At 62.4% G+C, this 15,121-nt stretch carries 13 protein-coding genes; 7 read left to right on the forward strand and 6 right to left on the reverse strand.

Annotated features, from left to right (window positions below; translation table 11 throughout):
• Nucleotides 1-60: 60 nt before the first annotated feature.
• Both rplS and ROZ00_01455 read left to right on the forward strand, forming a co-directional pair.
• A complete protein-coding gene (gene rplS, locus ROZ00_01450) occupies nucleotides 61-435 on the forward strand; it encodes a 50S ribosomal protein L19 (protein ID MDT3734876.1) in 375 nt (124 codons plus the stop codon).
• A gap of 246 nt (nucleotides 436-681) precedes the next feature.
• A complete protein-coding gene (locus ROZ00_01455) occupies nucleotides 682-2,283 on the forward strand; it encodes a PAS domain-containing methyl-accepting chemotaxis protein (GenBank protein MDT3734877.1) in 1,602 nt (533 codons plus the stop codon).
• 41 nt (nucleotides 2,284-2,324) lie between these two features.
• Here the strand turns inward: ROZ00_01455 and ROZ00_01460 are convergent, their stop codons facing one another.
• The 5 genes from ROZ00_01460 to ROZ00_01480 form a co-directional block, all read right to left on the reverse strand.
• Nucleotides 2,325-6,911: a PAS domain S-box protein gene (locus ROZ00_01460; protein ID MDT3734878.1), complete on the reverse strand. Its 4,587-nt coding sequence runs from the start codon at nucleotides 6,909-6,911 to the stop codon at nucleotides 2,325-2,327.
• Between the two features lie 160 nt (nucleotides 6,912-7,071).
• Nucleotides 7,072-7,872, reverse strand: a complete 801-nt coding sequence (gene folE2 / locus ROZ00_01465; protein ID MDT3734879.1) for a GTP cyclohydrolase FolE2 — start codon at nucleotides 7,870-7,872, stop codon at nucleotides 7,072-7,074.
• 76 nt (nucleotides 7,873-7,948) lie between these two features.
• Nucleotides 7,949-9,799 carry a 1-deoxy-D-xylulose-5-phosphate synthase gene (gene dxs / locus ROZ00_01470; GenBank protein ID MDT3734880.1) on the reverse strand — a complete coding sequence of 617 codons (1,851 nt, stop codon included), beginning with the start codon at nucleotides 9,797-9,799 and terminating at the stop codon, nucleotides 7,949-7,951.
• A 23-nt stretch (nucleotides 9,800-9,822) separates the two neighbouring features.
• Complete coding sequence (locus ROZ00_01475; GenBank protein MDT3734881.1) at nucleotides 9,823-10,710, reverse strand: polyprenyl synthetase family protein; 888 nt, start codon at nucleotides 10,708-10,710, stop codon at nucleotides 9,823-9,825.
• A 7-nt stretch (nucleotides 10,711-10,717) separates the two neighbouring features.
• Nucleotides 10,718-10,960 (reverse strand): exodeoxyribonuclease VII small subunit, encoded by a 243-nt coding sequence (locus ROZ00_01480; protein ID MDT3734882.1) that lies wholly within the window; start codon nucleotides 10,958-10,960, stop codon nucleotides 10,718-10,720.
• 138 nt (nucleotides 10,961-11,098) lie between these two features.
• Here ROZ00_01480 and ROZ00_01485 point away from each other — a divergent pair, with 138 nt between their 5' ends.
• The 4 genes from ROZ00_01485 to ROZ00_01500 are packed head-to-tail and all read left to right on the forward strand — an operon-like array spanning nucleotide 11,099 to nucleotide 13,567.
• Complete coding sequence (locus ROZ00_01485) at nucleotides 11,099-11,953, forward strand: DMT family transporter (GenBank protein ID MDT3734883.1); 855 nt, start codon at nucleotides 11,099-11,101, stop codon at nucleotides 11,951-11,953.
• A 33-nt stretch (nucleotides 11,954-11,986) separates the two neighbouring features.
• On the forward strand, nucleotides 11,987-12,331 hold the full coding sequence (locus ROZ00_01490; GenBank protein ID MDT3734884.1) for an STAS/SEC14 domain-containing protein: 345 nt from the start codon (nucleotides 11,987-11,989) through the stop codon (nucleotides 12,329-12,331).
• Entirely contained in the window at nucleotides 12,328-13,179 is an 852-nt protein-coding gene (locus tag ROZ00_01495) for a sulfurtransferase (GenBank protein ID MDT3734885.1), read from the forward strand. The genes ROZ00_01490 and ROZ00_01495 overlap by 4 nt, the downstream gene beginning before the upstream one ends.
• Nucleotides 13,180-13,201: 22 nt before the next feature.
• Nucleotides 13,202-13,567 carry a DUF2784 domain-containing protein gene (locus ROZ00_01500; protein ID MDT3734886.1) on the forward strand — a complete coding sequence of 122 codons (366 nt, stop codon included), beginning with the start codon at nucleotides 13,202-13,204 and terminating at the stop codon, nucleotides 13,565-13,567.
• On the opposite strand, the gene queG is transcribed toward ROZ00_01500, so the two are convergent.
• The gene (gene queG, locus ROZ00_01505) at nucleotides 13,555-14,616 is read right to left on the reverse strand and encodes a tRNA epoxyqueuosine(34) reductase QueG (GenBank protein MDT3734887.1); all 1,062 of its coding nucleotides are present in this window, start codon (nucleotides 14,614-14,616) and stop codon (nucleotides 13,555-13,557) included. The genes ROZ00_01500 and queG overlap by 13 nt on opposite strands.
• Before the next feature lie 21 nt (nucleotides 14,617-14,637).
• On the opposite strand from queG, the gene tsaE reads away from it, so the two are divergent.
• On the forward strand, nucleotides 14,638-15,114 hold the full coding sequence (gene tsaE / locus ROZ00_01510; protein ID MDT3734888.1) for a tRNA (adenosine(37)-N6)-threonylcarbamoyltransferase complex ATPase subunit type 1 TsaE: 477 nt from the start codon (nucleotides 14,638-14,640) through the stop codon (nucleotides 15,112-15,114).
• Nucleotides 15,115-15,121: the final 7 nt, after the last annotated feature.

Consider the following 15,121-nt stretch of genomic DNA (forward strand, 5'->3'; position numbering starts at 1 on the left):
ATCATGCCATGGCATGCTCTGCGCCCAAGGCCAAGCGCCAATCGACTTAGGAGCAAGACAATGAATCTCATCCAGCAGTTGGAACAGGAAGAAATCGCCCGCCTGGGAAAGAACATTCCCGAGTTTTCCCCTGGCGACACGGTGATCGTGAACGTGAACGTTGTCGAAGGCGAGCGCAAGCGCGTGCAGGCCTACGAGGGCGTGGTGATCGGCAAGCGCAACCGCGGCCTCAATTCCGCGTTTACCGTGCGCAAGATTTCCTCGGGTGAGGGCGTCGAGCGTACCTTCCAGACCTATTCCCCCCTGATCGCCAGCATCGAGGTGAAGCGCAAGGGCGACGTGCGCCGCGCCAAGCTTTACTATCTGCGACAGCGCTCCGGCAAGTCGGCGCGCATTCGCGAGAAGCTGGACACGAACAAATCCAGCGCAGAATAACGCTTCGACATCGAGACCCTACAAACAGAAGGGGCGCCAAAGCGCCCCTTCTGTTTGTAGGGTCTTGCGCTTCCAGGTTTCCGAAACGCTCGAAGCCGTCCGGCAGACCCGCACCAGTCTGGTGCATATTTTGATAATTATCTAAATATATTCGATTCAAGTCTAAAGAATCGACACGCTCGCGCGTAAAGATCGTATATCCGCCTGCTAGCGGGTTCCCTCGTTATCGAACCAGGAGAAACGGTCATGCGCAAGAACTTACCGGTTACAGACGTCGAGTCGCCCTTTCCAGTTGGCAAGATCCTGGTTTCCAAAACCGATCTCAAAGGGCAGATCACCTACGCCAACGATGCCTTCATCGCTCTAAGCGGTTTCACGCGGGAGGAATTGCTCGGGCAACCACACAACCTGGTACGCCATCCCGATTTGCCGGCAGTTGTCTTCGAAGACATGTGGGCCACCCTCAAGTCAGGCTACCCATGGCGTGGTCTTGTGAAGAACAGACGCAAGGATGGTGGTTTCTACTGGGTTGATGCACTTGCCGTGCCAATCCGCAAGGACGGCAAGCCCATCGGCTACATGTCCGTGCGCGGGGAACCGTCGCGAAGTGAAGTGGAATCGGCCGAATTGCTTTACCGCAACATCCGCGAGAACAAGACCCGCTACACGCCGCTGATCCCGGCGCGCCAGGGAGGATTGAAACACACGCTGGGCGCTGTCATGGGTGGAATGGCCGGACTGATGCTGATGAGTGCTTTGGCCCATACGTACCAATGGCCGACAGCGATTCAGTGGCTACCGTTTGCGCTCGGGTTGGCCTGTTGCGGCTGGGGAATCCGGTATATCCAGCGCAACGTTTGCCGCCGCGTTGGGGAGACCATCGAATACTTTAATCGCATCGCAGAAGGCGATCTCACCAGCAGGATCGACATTGCCGGGCGGGATGAGATGGGCCTCATCATGACGGCACTGGCGGCAATGCAGGTGCAGTTGCGTGTCGTGGTGGATGAAATACGCCTGGCAGAAATGGCGGTGACGCGACAAGGGCAAGGGCTGTCGGCGCAAACGGAGAAATTGTCGAACCTGGCAGCCGAGCAGCAGGACAGCGTGCTGCGCGTCTCGGCGGCGATGGAGGAAGTCAGTGTTTCCATCAGCGAAGTGGCGCGCAGTTCCGGCCAGGCCTCGGACTCGGCACGCTCGACGCGCGCCGTCATTGATCGCGGGAGCGAGCAATTGGCACTTAACAATGCCTCGACCCTGCGTGTAGTGGCGGTCGTCGAGGAATCCGCGAAGGCTATGTCAGAGCTTTCGGGATCGATTCAGCAGATCGGCAGCATCACCAATGTCATCAAGGATATTGCGGAACAGACCAATTTGCTGGCGCTGAATGCCGCAATCGAGGCGGCACGCGCAGGCGAACAGGGGCGCGGATTCGCCGTGGTTGCAGATGAGGTGAGGAAACTCGCGGAACGCACTGCAAACAGCACGGCTGAAATCACGCGCATGGTTGCACAAGTCCAGCAAACGACGGGCGCTGCAGTTGTCTCGATGGACAATGCTGCACGTGAAGTGCAGACCGGCCGGGAATTGCTCGATGCAACGAATGTACAGTTCCAGGAAATCAATCGTGCCGCTGACGACGTCCTGCATTCGGCCCAGCATATCGCCGATGCCACAAGGGAGCAGTCGGTTGCTGCGGAGGATGTGGCCAAGAACATGGAACACATCTCGCAGATGATCGAGCAGAATAATCAAAGCGTTCAGGGGGTGAGCGATTCGACCCTGCTGCTGACTCGGACAGCGAGTGAGTTGCATTCGATTGTCGAGCACTTTGGTGCGGTCAGCTGATAACTTGATGAAGGCCTTGCTGTGCGTCCCGACCACTGTTCCTAGGCTGCCCGTGATTCGCCGGCCTCGGCCTGGTTTGCCAGAATCTGGGCAATTGCCTCAGCGGGCTGTGGCCTGCTGAAAAGGTATCCCTGGCATTCGTCGCAACCGTGGGATTTCAGGAAGTCAAACTGTTCCTGGGTTTCGACACCCTCGGCAATGACTCGCAGATTGAGGTTCTTGGCCATGGAGATGATGGCCAGCGTGATAGCGGCGTCGTTCGGGTCGTCGCTTAGGTCACGCACAAATGACTGGTCGATCTTCAGAATATCCAGCGGAAAACGCTTCAGATATGAGAGTGAGGAATAGCCCGTGCCGAAGTCGTCAATGGCAACCAGCACTCCCAGCTCGCGCAGGCTGATCAGGGTGGCCTCCGGTGCGCTGCCGTGCATCAGTGTGCTCTCAGTGAGCTCAATCTCAAGGTGATCCGGCGTGAGGCCGCTGCCGGCGAGAGCCTCGTGGAGCATGTCGACAAAGCCGGCTTGCTGGAACTGGCGCGGCGAGACGTTGACGGCCATGGTGCCCATGCCGTCCCAAAGTCCGCTGTCGATCCATTCCATGCACTGGTGGCAGGCTGTTTTTAGTACCCACTCGCCGATGGGGAGAATCTGCCCGGTTTCCTCGGCAAGCGGAATGAAGCGGGCCGGCGACACGAAGCCGAATTCGGGGTGTTGCCAACGTATGAGCGCTTCAAGACCAACAATCCGGCCGCTCGCAACGTCGATGCGTGGCTGGTAATAGAGACGGAACTGGTTGTCCGCTATAGCCTTCTTCATGGCCCGCTCGAGCGAGAGGCGTTCCATGAGCGCCTCATTCATCTCCACGGTGTAGAATTGAAAATTGTTCCGTCCCAACGACTTGGCATGGTACATGGCGATGTCGGCATGTTTGACGAGATCCGTACCATTCAGCGCGTCTGCCGGATAGAGGGCGATGCCGATGCTGGAGGTGACGGATACCTCGTGTCCCGACAGGTGAACTGGCCTGTCCAGCGACGCCTGGATCTTTTCCGCCACGCTGACGGCACCTGGAGCAATGCCCCGGGCAATCTCACCGCAATCCGGCAGCAGGATGACGAATTCGTCGCCGCCCATTCTGGAAACAGTATCGCCCTCCCGTACGCAGGAGAGGATGCGTTGTGCCGTCTCCTTTAGCAGAAGGTCGCCGGCCCCGTGCCCCATCGAATCGTTGATCTGCTTGAAGTGATCGATATCGAGAAACATCAGTGCGACGGTTTTCTGCTGCCGGCGTGCAGAGGATAAAGCCAACCGCAAATGGTCTTCCAGCATCGGGCGGTTGGGAAGGCCGGTCAAGGCATCGTAGTAAGCCAGGCGATGGATGCGCTCCTCTGTGGCCTTCTGTTCCGTTACATCAGAGAAGAGTGCCGCGTAGTGGGTTACCTTGCCCTTCTCGTTGCGAATCGCGCTGATGGTGAGCCATTCCGGGTAGGTTTCACCGTTCTTGCGCCTGTTCCAGATCTCGCCGCGCCACTGACCCTTCTCTTCCAGAGTGCGCCACATTTCACGGTAGAACGTTGCGCTGTGACGGCCGGAGTTGAGCACTGAAGGGCTGAGGCCGATCACTTCCTCATGCGAGTAGCCTGTGATGCGGCAGAAGGCCTCGTTGACACGCAGAATTCTTGACTGGGCGTCGGTAATCATGACGCCTTCCGAACCATGCTCGATCACCGATGAGGCAAGTTGCAGGTTGGCTTGGGTACGCCTGTCCTCGATCAGCATGCGGGCAAGATGAATGAAACGGTCGACCACCTGCATCTCTCGCAGATCGGGCACACGCGGGCGGCCATGGTAGACCGAGATGGTGCCAAGCACCTCGCCGGCCGAGGCCATGATGGGCGTCGACCAGCAAGCATGGAAGCCGTTGGCGAAGGCCAGGTCGCGCAGATCGCGCCAGGCGGGATCGATGCCGATATCGGCCACAATGACTCGCGCCTTCCTGTAGGCTGCCTGTCCGCTGCTGCCCGCTTGCGGTCCGGGTTCCATCCCGTCGATGCGGTCCCTGAATTCCTGTGTGAGGGCAGGAGCTGCGCCGTGCCGCAACTGATTGTCGTCAATCAGCTGCAGCGATATTGCCGACTTGACGGGCAGGATGGATTCCAGATCCCGGCAGAGGATATCGAGAATATGAGGCAATTCAGTTCCGGCGGCCAGTTGTTCGAAGACGCGGCGTTCCGCCGCCAGCAGCAGTTCGGATTGCTTGATCTCGTTGATGTCGGTGAGCGAGCCGGCAAAGCGGTAGGCCTTGACCTTGGTGTTGCGCAAGGCGAGGCCGCGGCCTCGAAACCAGCCATAGCTGCCGTCGCGCCGTTTCAGGCGGTATTCCTCATTGAACGGAGGGCCGCCGCTCATGGCACGGTAAACGGCCGCAAGAGCCCGGTCGCGGTCGTCCGGGTGAAGGCTGTCGCGAAACAGGAAGTTCTGGCGGAACTCGACCTCGCTCTCGAATCCGAGCAATTCGCGGAAGCGCGGCGAGTAGTACACCCAATCCTTCTCGATGTCCCAGTCCCAGATGCCGTCCGAAGTGCCACGGATGACCAATGAGAGTCGCTCCTCGCTTTCGCGCAAGGCGGCTTCTGCCTGTCGGCGGGTAGTGATGTCTCGAAAGATAACTTGCACCAGGCGGCGATTGCCGGAAACAAAGGAGGAGGCGCTGACTTCGGCGTGCAGGGAGGTGCCGTCGATCCGCAGCAGGCGCTCTTCTACCACTGGGACTGAGCGTGTGGATTGCAAGTCCGCTTGGCGCAGATTGACCATCTCGCGAGAATCGGCATGCACGAAGTCCAGAATGTCGCGGCCGACCAGTTCGCCGGCGCTGCGTGCGCCAATGATGCTTACCGCCGCAGGATTGGCGAATTCGACGACGCCCTTGTGATGAATCAGTATGCCGTCGGTCGAGTGTTCAACGAGCAGTCGATAGCGCTCCTCGCTTGCGTGCAGGGCCTCCTCCGACTGGCGGCGCTCAGTAATGTCGCGCTGAATGCCGAAGGCGCCGCATATCCGTCCGGCATCATCGTGGAACGCAATGTAGTCGCCTTCCACCCACATCTGCGTACCGTCGGCCCGGCGCTCGTCGGTTTCCATGCGGACATGGCCATTGTCGAGGAATTCCTTCAGGACCTGGCGGCCGTAGGCGGGATTGTGATCAAAGAATGCGGAGAAGGGGCGCTCGACGAATTGTTCCGGCTTGGCCCTGTATTGCGACAGAAAGGCGGCATTAACCTTGATGATGCGAAGGCCTTCGGCGAGACGATGGAGCGCTTCCTCGCAAGGTTGTTCCGGATCCCAGGCGACGGGGTCTTCGGTTTCCATCATGAAGAAGCTGTCCAGGGATTGCGCAAAGAAGAGTTCCAGGCGGGATTCGCTGGTGCGCAGTGCTTCCAGCGTGCGGCGTTCTTCGGTGGCGTCATAGGAAATGCCGACGTAGTGGGTAATTTCGCCCTTCCCGTCCCGAATGGCAACGAGCGACAACTTCTGCAGATAGATATCGCCGCTTTTGCGGCGGTTCCACAATTCCCCGCTCCACTGGCTCTGCTGTCCTAGCGTTGCCCACATCTGGCAGTAAAAATTCGCGTCGTGGCGGCCGGACTTGAGAATGCGTGGATTCTGGCCAATGACCTCATCGGGCGCATATCCGGTAATCCGACAGAAGGCCGGATTGACGGATTGGATGGTGCCCGTAGAGTTGCAGACAAGAATGCCTTCCCGGGCAGACTCGAAAACCTTTCCCATCAGCACCGAGAAGTGCTCGCTGCCAAACAGCCGCTGCACTTGCTCGCGTAGCGTTTGCTGGATGTGCTTGTGCTGTGCGCTCTCAACGGCAGCAAGCAAGTCGGCGTAGCTCAGGAGTCCGCTGATGCGTCCTTCCCTGTCCTGCACGCCCAGATGGCGGATCTGCTGTGTCGCGAAGAGGCTGCGGGCATCGATGACTGTGGATTCCTGTGGAATCGTGATGAGTGGGTAGGTTGCAGCCTCCGACAGGGTAACCCGAGTGGCGCCCAGGCCAATCAGCCGCACGACATCGCGTTCAGTGAAGATACCTTTCTCGTCTTTGTCGCTGGCAACCACCACTGCATCCCAGCGCTGCTGCCGCATTCTTGCCGCAGCTTCAGAGACGGTCAGCGTTCCGGGCAGCGTAGGCGGAACCGGTCGCATGATGGCGGCGATCTCGACAAGTCGAAGGTATGCCTCGGCGCCCTGATGGCTAACGAGATCCGTCTGGCTGATCAGCCCGCAGGGGACCCCTCTTGCGTCTGTTACGACAAGATGTCGAATGCCCGTCTCTTTCAGGCGCGTGGCTGCCTCTTCAACAGATGTCTCGGAGGTGGCGGAAATCACCGGTGAACTCATTACCAGGCGGATGGGGCGTTCCAGTGCCTGCGGGTTGTCGAGCGGTACGGCCAGGGCGTCGCGCTCCGTCCAAATCCCGACCACCTTTCCGGCGTCGACGACGAGAATTGAGCTGTACCTGCTTGCGCTCATGCGTTCCGCGGCCATCCGCACGGATGTGTCGGCTCCGCAGGTCAGGAAATGCGTCGAGGCGATGCGGCCAATAGTGAATTTTTCTTGCATGTTGGGCAGATTCAAACCGATACAGTCATATCGGCCCAATGCCAGAAAAATTGAGGGTCTGGCGCGCTCGGGAAGAGAACAGGATCAGGCGCCCCGGAACGCCCGATTGGCGCGGGTTCCGTGGCGATGTCGAATTGCTTAGGTTATCTGGAGAAAGCCCTTATGCCCCAATTTTATTGCGCTCTATGAGGGCATAAGCCGAGTGGTTGTGGATCGACTCGAAGTTCTCTGATTCCACCACGTAGGCATCAATGCGTCTTTCGGCGTTGAGCAGCGCGGCGACGTCCCGGACCATGTCTTCCACGAACTTCGGGTTGTCGTAGGCGCGCTCGGTGATGAACTTCTCGTCCGGGCGCTTGAGCAGGCCATACAGCTCGCATGAAGCCTGGCTTTCCACCAGTTGCACCAGTTCCTCGATCCAGACGAAGTCGTTGGTCGTGGCCGTAATGGTGACGTGCGAACGTTGGTTGTGCGCGCCGCGTTCTGAAATCTTTTTCGAGCAGGGGCACAGGCTGGTGACCGGTACCAGCACCTTCATGGTGAAGCGGTACTTGTCGCCGTCGCAGACCTGTCCGATGAAGGTCACTTCGTAGTCCATCAGGCTCTGCACGCCCGAGACTGGCGCTTTCTTGTTGACGAAGTAGGGGAAGGTCATCTCGACGAGGCCGGTTTCGGCCTCCAGCCGCTTGACCATCTCGCGCACCATCGGCTCGAAATTCTCGACCGAGATCTCGCGCTCGTTGGCGTTGAGGATCTCGACGAAGCGCGACATGTGCGTGCCCTTGAAATTGTGCGGAAGGCCGACGTACATATTGAAGACGGCGATGGTGTGCTGCACGCCGCCGTCCTTGTCCATCACCTTGACGGGATGGCGGATGGACTTGATGCCGACCTTGTTGATGGCCAGCTGGCGGGTATCGGCGGAGCCTTGGACGTCGGGTATGGCCATGGTGTCGTTCATCTTCATGTTGCTCTCTCGGGGTTGGGTGCGTCTATTAGCATTCTCTTTTGGACGCATCCTACCATTCCCGACAGAATCACTCAAGTATTGCCTGTTTGATCCTTTCGGTGATGCTCGCGGCGTCCAGGCGCAGTTGTGCCAATAGGGCGGCGGAATCGCCATGTTCGGTGAAATGGTCGGGCAGGCCCAGACGCAGCAGCCGGGTGTTCAGGCCCTGCTCTTCCAGGGAACGCGCGACTTCGGCGCCGGCACCGCCGATGACGACATTTTCCTCCAGCGTGACCAGCAAGTCATGGCCGAAGGCGAGTTCTTTGACCAGGGCATGGTCAAGCGGCTTGATGAAGCGCATGTTGGCGACGGTAGCGTTGAGGAGGCCGCCCGCTTCGAGGGCCGGGGCCAGCATGCTGCCGAAGGCAAGCAGGGCGATCCGGCTGCCGGAACGGCGGATTTCGCCCTTGCCCAGTGGCAGGCCGGCGAGTTCGCCTTGCGGCGCGACGCCCGGCCCGTGCCCTCGCGGATAGCGTACGGCAGTGGGGCCTTCGTGATGGAAGGCCGTGGTGAGCATTTGCCGACATTCATTTTCGTCGGCGGGGGCCATGACGACCATGTTCGGCACGCAGGTCAGGTAAGACAGGTCGAAGGCGCCGTTGTGCGTGGCGCCGTCGGCGCCCACGAGGCCGCCGCGGTCGATGGCCAGCATCACCGGCAGGTTCTGCAGGGCGATGTCGTGGATGAGCTGGTCGTAGGCGCGCTGCAGGAAGGTCGAATAGATGGCCACCACGGGCTTGATGCCTTCGCAGGCGAGGCCGGCAGCGAAAGTCAGTGCGTGCTGCTCGGCGATGCCGACGTCGTGGAAGCGCTGTGGGTATTCCTCGGCGAAGCGCACCATGCCGGAACCTTCCTTCATGGCTGGCGTGACGGCGACCAGTCGCGCGTCTAGCGCCGCCATGTCGCACAGCCAGTCGCCGAATACTTGGGTATAGGTGAGCTTGCCGCCCTTGCCCTGTTGGATGCCGCTCTCGCTATTGAACTTCGAGACGCCGTGGTACAGCACCGGATCGGCCTCGGCCAGCTTGTAGCCCTGGCCTTTCTTGGTGATGACGTGCAGGAACTGCGGCCCCTGCAAGTCGGCGATGTTCTTCAGCGTCGGCACCAGGGAATCGAGGTCGTGGCCGTCGATCGGGCCGATGTAGTTGAAGCCGAATTCCTCGAACAGCGTGCCCGGCGTGAGCATGCCCTTCAGGTGCTCCTCGGTGCGCTTGGCGAATTCGAGCAGCGAGGGCGAGACGCCGAGCACCTTTTCGCCGGCGCGGCGCGCGGCGTTGAAGGCGTGGCCGGAAAACAGGCGGGCCAGGTACTTGTTGAGCGCGCCCACTGGCGGCGAGATCGACATGTCGTTGTCGTTGAGGATGACGAGCAGGTTGGCGTCGGCCACACCAGCGTTGTTGAGCGCCTCGAAGGCCATGCCGGCGGTCATGGCGCCATCGCCGATGACGGCGACAACGTGCTTCTGCTCGCCGCGGTCGCGTGCGCCGATGGCCATGCCCAGCGCAGCCGAGATGGAGGTCGAGGAATGCCCGGTGCCGAAGGTGTCATAGGGGCTCTCGTCGCGGCGCGGGAAGCCCGAGACGCCGCCGAGCATGCGCAGCTTGGCCATGCCAGCACGCCGGCCGGTGAGCACTTTGTGGGCGTAGGTCTGGTGGCCGACGTCCCACACCAGCCGGTCCTCGGGCGTGTTGAAAACGTAGTGCAGGGCGATGGTCAGCTCGACCGTGCCGAGGTTCGAGGAGAGGTGCCCGCCGGTCTTCGATACCGACTCGATGAGGAATTCGCGCAGTTCCTGCGCCAGCTGCGGCAGCTGCTTGCGCTCGAGCTGGCGCAATTCGGCGGGGCTATTGACGGTGTCGAGCAGGGGATAAGCGGACATGATTCTCTTCGCTGCCGGGCGCTTCAGAACTTGCGGGTGACGATGAAATGGGCCAGTTCATGCAGGCGGCGGCCGCGTGCGCCGAAAGCCTCGATGGCCTCCCGCGCCTCGCTACGCAGGGCATCCGCCATTTCCCGTGCTTCGCCCAGGCCCATGGCGCTGACGTAGGTGGCCTTGCCCTGAGCGGCATCCTTGCCGGCGGTCTTGCCCAGCGTCGCCGTGCTGGCCTCGGTGTCGAGGATGTCATCGATGACCTGGAACAGCAGGCCGACGCGCTTGGCGAAATGATCCAGGCGTGCCATCTCGTCCTCTGGCAATGGCGGGCCGCAATGGGCGCCGAGCAGGATCGCCGCGCGGATCAGCGCGCCGGTCTTGTGTACATGCATGAACTCCAGTTCCGGACGCGTCAACTCCTGGCCGGTGCCCTCGATATCGATCATCTGGCCGCCAGCCATGCCGCGCGAGCCGGCGGCATGTGCCAGGATGCGCAGCATCCCGATCTGGCGGCGCGCGTCATCGGCCAGCACGTGGTCGGAGAGCAGCAGGAAGGCCTGCGACTGCAGGGCATCGCCGACCAGCAGGGCGGTGGCCTCGTCGTACTCGACGTGGCAGGTGGGCTTGCCGCGGCGCAGGACGTCGTTGTCCATGCAGGGCAGATCGTCGTGCACCAGGGAGTAGGCGTGGATCATCTCGACGGCGCAGCCGGCGATGTCCAGGCGCTCAGGGTCTGCGCCGACCAGTTCGCCTGCGGCATGGCACAGCAGCGGGCGCACGCGCTTGCCGCCGCCCAGAGTGGCATAGCGCATGGCCCTGTGCAGGCGCTGTGGGGCAATGTCGGCAGAAGGCAGCAGGCCGTCGAGCGCATGCTCGGTGCGCTGCTGCACGGCAGTCATCCAGCTTTGGAAATCCATGAGGAAGCTATTCCGGTGAGCCTGGCAGATCGTGCAATTCGCCGGCTTCAAGCACCTGGATCTTCCGCTCGGCGGCGGCTAGTGCGCTCTGGCAATGCTTGAGCAGCGCCGCGCCGCGCTGATAGGCGGCGAGCGACTCTTCCAGGCTGAGCTTGCCGGTTTCCATGCCCTGCACGATGGATTCCAGTTCGGCCAGCGCCGCCTCGAAGGAAGAAGGCGGCTCGGGCTTGTCGTTCGGTGCTTGGCTCATTCGGGATCGTTGACATGCAAACCATAATCATAGCGTATTGCCTTCTTCTGGGCACGCTGCGCTTCGACTATACTCGGCGGCTTTTTACAACAACACCAACGGGTTGAAGCTTCTTCCCGACTGTTTTCCGGGGTGTCAATGCAATCCCTCTGGATGGTTGCGGCGAGCGTGCTGTTTGCCTGCATGGGCGTCTGCGTCAAGCTGGCTGCCAGCCTGTTTTCCGCCGCGGAACTGGTTTTCTACCGTGGCTTCGTGGCGCTGCTGCTACTGTGGGGGTACGTGCTCGCCAAGCGTTTGACGTTGGCCACGTCGCATTGGCGCGCCCACTTGCGGCGGGGGCTCTCCGGGTTTGCCTCGCTGGTGATGTATTTCTATGCGATCAGCGAACTGCCGCTTGCCACGGCCGTCGCCCTCAACTATACGTCTCCGCTTTTCCTGGCGGTGATCCTCGTCGTCTGGTCGGGCGAGCGGGTGCGTCCGATGCTGTTCATAGCCCTGGCGATCGGCATGGCCGGAGTGGTGCTGCTTCTGCGCCCGAGCTTCGCGTCCGAGCACTGGCTTGGCGCGCTGGCGGCGCTGGCTTCGGGCGCCGGCGCGGGGATTGCCTTCTATAACGTTCGCCAACTGGGCCGGCTCGGCGAGCCGGAATGGCGGGTGGTGTTCTATTTCTCCCTGGTTTCCGCGCTGGGCGGATTGCCTTGGGCGCTGGCAAGCAATCCGTTCCATTCAACCAGCGGCAGAGGTGTCCTGCTGGTGCTCGGCGTGGGTGGCTTCGGCGCCTTGGCGCAGCTGGCCTTGACGCGGGCCTACAAGCACGGCAAGACGCTGGTCTCGGCCAGCCTGGCCTACACCACGGTGGTTTTCTCCAGCCTGTTCGGCATATGGATCTGGGACGAGATCTTGCCGCTGTCGTCCTGGCTCGCTATCGGCCTCATTGTCGTCAGCGGGCTGCTGGCGTCGGCGCAATCGCGTGCGCCGGCCGGGCAGGATTGATATAGTAGAAACGGACAAACAAGGGAGCGCAGCATGATCGTCACCGATCACAAGGGAAGTCTGGTCACCGTCGCCGTGTATGGCGAGTTCACGCTCGGCGACTACAAGGAGTTCGAGGAACTGGTCAACTTCAAGGTCAAGTTCGAGGGGCCGGTAAATCTGCTGTTCGACCTGCGTCAGATGGCCGATTTCACGCTCGACATGGCCTGGGAGGAGATCAAATTCTCGCGCGCCCACAGCCACGACTTCGGCAAGATCGCCGTGCTGACCGATTCGCAGTGGGTGACCTGGAGCGCCTGGCTGTCGCAGATCTTTGTCGATGCCGACCTGCAGGTTTTCGCCGACGAGCAGGAAGCCCGCGTCTGGCTGGCGGCATGAAGCCCTGTTCCACCCTGGTCTCCGTCGGCGACCTGGCGCATCACCTGCACGATGCGCGCTGGCGCGTCTTCGACTGCTCCTTCGACCTGGTGCATCCGCACGCCGGCGAGCTGGCCTACCGCGAAGTGCATATCCCGGGGGCGATCTACGCCCATCTGGAGCGCGACCTCTCCGGGCCGATCACCGGCAAGACCGGCCGCCATCCGCTGCCCGATCCGGCGCGCTTCGCCGCCAAGCTTGGGGAGTGGGGCGTCGGCAACGACACCCAGGTCGTGGTCTACGACGACGCCGGCGGCACCTACGCCGTGCGCATGTGGTGGATGCTGCGCTGGCTCGGCCACGATGCCGTGGCGCTGCTTGACGGCGGAATCAACGCCTGGGAGGCGGCCGGCCACGAAACGACCGATGCGGAGTCGAAGCATCCGCATGCCGTGTTCGTGCCGAGGCTGCGCCCGGACATGGCCGTCGATGTGCGCTTCGTGGAAAGTCAGTCCGCACGGGACGGCGTGCGGCTGCTGGATGCGCGCAACCCGCAGCGCTTCCGCGGCGAGAACGAAACGCTCGATCCGGTCGGCGGCCACATTCCCGGTGCGGTGAACCGCTTCTTCAAGGACAACCTGCTGCCCGACGGTCGCTTCAAGCCGGCGGAGGTGTTGCGCGCCGAGTATGAGGCGCTGCTGGCCGGGCGCAGCGCGGCCGAGGTGGTGCACTCCTGCGGTTCCGGCGTGACGGCCTGCCATAACCAGTTGGCGATGGAAGTGGCGGGGCTCAGCGGTTCGCGAATCTACCCCGGCTCCTGGAGCGAGTGGTGCGCCGATCCGGCGCGGCCGGTGGCGACCGGTCCCTGAGGCCTTGCCGATCGGCGCGCGCGTGCTGGCCGATCTCATCCTTTTCGTTCACGTCTGCATCGCCGGCTTCATCACGGCCGGCTTCCTGCTGATCCCGCTGGGCGCCGCCGCCGGCTGGCGCTGGGTGCGGCGTCGCCGCCTGCGCCTCGCCCATGCCGGCGCCATCGCCTTCGTCGCGCTCGAATCGCTGGCCGGCATTGCCTGTCCGCTGACGGTGTGGGAAGACATGCTGCGCGGCGGCGCCCCCGGCGAAGCCGGCTTCATCGGCCATTGGCTTGGCCGGCTGCTCTACTGGGATTTCCCGCCGACAGCGTTCACCCTGCTGTACGTCGCGCTGGCGTTGCTGTCGGCCTGGCTCTGGCGCCGCGTGCCGCCTCAGGCGCCGTGACGCGACAGCGACCAGGCGACATGCTCGCGTACGAGCGCGGAGGGATGGTCTCTGCGTGACACCAGCGCCGCGACCACTTCCGGCGAGGTCGGCGCATTGCCCAGGGCCACGGCAAGGTTGCGCAGCCAGCGCTCATGGCCGATGCGGTATATGGCGCTGCCGGCCAAGCGCACCTTGAATTCCTCCTCGGTCCACGCGAACAGTTCGACGAGGCTTGCCCAGTCGAGGCCGTGGCGCACGGCAAAGTCAGTCTCCACGGTACGGCGCGCGAAGCGGTTCCAAGGGCAGGCGAGCTGGCAGTCGTCGCAGCCGTAAACGCGGTTGCCGACCAGCGGCCGCAGTTCCTCGGGGATGGCGCCCTTCAGTTCGATGGTGAGGTAGGAGATGCAGCGCCGCGCATCCACCGTGTAGGGTGCGACGATGGCCTGCGTCGGGCAGATGTCGAGGCAGGCGCGGCAGCTGCCGCAGTGCTCCGTCTGGGGGCTGTCGGCCGGCAGCGGCAGGTCGGTGTAGAGCTCGCCGAGGAAGAAATACGAGCCGGCCTCGCGGTGGATGAGCAGGGTGTGCTTGCCGCGCCAGCCCAGCCCGCTTTTTTCCGCCAGCGCCACTTCCTGCACCGGCGCGGAGTCGGTGAACACGCGGTGGCCGAAGGGGCCGATCTCGGCCGCGATGCGCTCGGCCAGCTTCTGCAGGCGCGCGCGCAGCAGCTTGTGGTAGTCGCGACCGAGGGCGTAGCGGGAGATGGCGGCGCGCGTGCCGTCGGCCAGCACCGTCTCCATCGGCGCGGCCTGCGGCTGGTAGTTCATGCGCGCCGTGATGACGCTGACCGTGCCGGGCACCAGCTCCGCCGGGCGCGAACGCTTCGTGCCGTGGCTTGCCATATAATCCATCTCGCCGTGGAAGCCGGCGGCCAGCCAGGCCTGCAGTTCGGCTTCCGCCGCGTCGAGCGTCGTGTCGGCAAAGCCGATCGCATCGAATCCCAGCTCCCGCCCCCACTGCCTGATGCGCGCGGCGAGTTCAACCCCATCGATGGAGCGTGTGTTTTGCATTCCGAGGATCATAGCCTGTCCGTGAGCCTGCCCGACGAGACGGCCACGATGTCTTTGGGGGCGGCGCTGTCCCGGGCGCTGGCGCCGGGACTGGTGATTTGGCTCGAGGGCGACCTCGGCAGCGGCAAGACCACCCTCGTACGCGGGGTGCTGCGCGGCCTCGGTTATGCGGGAAACGTGAAGAGTCCGACCTTTACTCTCGTTGAACTTTATGCTATTTCTAGTTTAAACTTGCATCACTTTGATTTTTATAGATTCAGCCAGCCGGACGAATATCTCGATGCAGGCTTGGACGAATACTTCCAGGGCGGGGCGGTCTGCCTCGTCGAATGGCCGGACAAGGCGGGGGATTACCTTGCCCCAGCCGACCTGCGGATTGCGCTTGCAGTCGCCGGCGGCGGGCGTCGTGCCGACTTCATTGCCCACACCACAGCGGGGCGCTCATGTCTGAGCAGGCTCCGTTCCTCCCTGCCGGGATCAGGCGCCGCGACTTCCTGAAGTTCGC

Origin of the sequence: Denitratisoma sp. (genome assembly GCA_032027165.1) — a bacterium.
In the GTDB taxonomy this organism is placed as follows: domain Bacteria; phylum Pseudomonadota; class Gammaproteobacteria; order Burkholderiales; family Rhodocyclaceae; genus Desulfobacillus.

Bases quoted from the DNA above. Each gene is read 5' to 3' on its own strand.
- ROZ00_01495 (MDT3734885.1), top strand. From the start codon at position 12,328: ATGAAGCCCTGTTCCACCCTGGTCTCCGTCGGCGACCTGGCGCATCAC.
- ROZ00_01455 (MDT3734877.1), top strand. From the start codon at position 682: ATGCGCAAGAACTTACCGGTTACAGACGTCGAGTCGCCCTTTCCAGTT.
- ROZ00_01460 (MDT3734878.1), bottom strand. From the start codon at position 6,911: ATGCAAGAAAAATTCACTATTGGCCGCATCGCCTCGACGCATTTCCTG.
- ROZ00_01480 (MDT3734882.1), bottom strand. From the start codon at position 10,960: ATGAGCCAAGCACCGAACGACAAGCCCGAGCCGCCTTCTTCCTTCGAG.
- dxs (MDT3734880.1), bottom strand. From the start codon at position 9,799: ATGTCCGCTTATCCCCTGCTCGACACCGTCAATAGCCCCGCCGAATTG.
- ROZ00_01485 (MDT3734883.1), top strand. From the start codon at position 11,099: ATGCAATCCCTCTGGATGGTTGCGGCGAGCGTGCTGTTTGCCTGCATG.
- queG (MDT3734887.1), bottom strand. From the start codon at position 14,616: ATGCAAAACACACGCTCCATCGATGGGGTTGAACTCGCCGCGCGCATC.
- folE2 (MDT3734879.1), bottom strand. From the start codon at position 7,872: ATGAACGACACCATGGCCATACCCGACGTCCAAGGCTCCGCCGATACC.
- ROZ00_01490 (MDT3734884.1), top strand. From the start codon at position 11,987: ATGATCGTCACCGATCACAAGGGAAGTCTGGTCACCGTCGCCGTGTAT.
- ROZ00_01475 (MDT3734881.1), bottom strand. From the start codon at position 10,710: ATGGATTTCCAAAGCTGGATGACTGCCGTGCAGCAGCGCACCGAGCAT.
- rplS (MDT3734876.1), top strand. From the start codon at position 61: ATGAATCTCATCCAGCAGTTGGAACAGGAAGAAATCGCCCGCCTGGGA.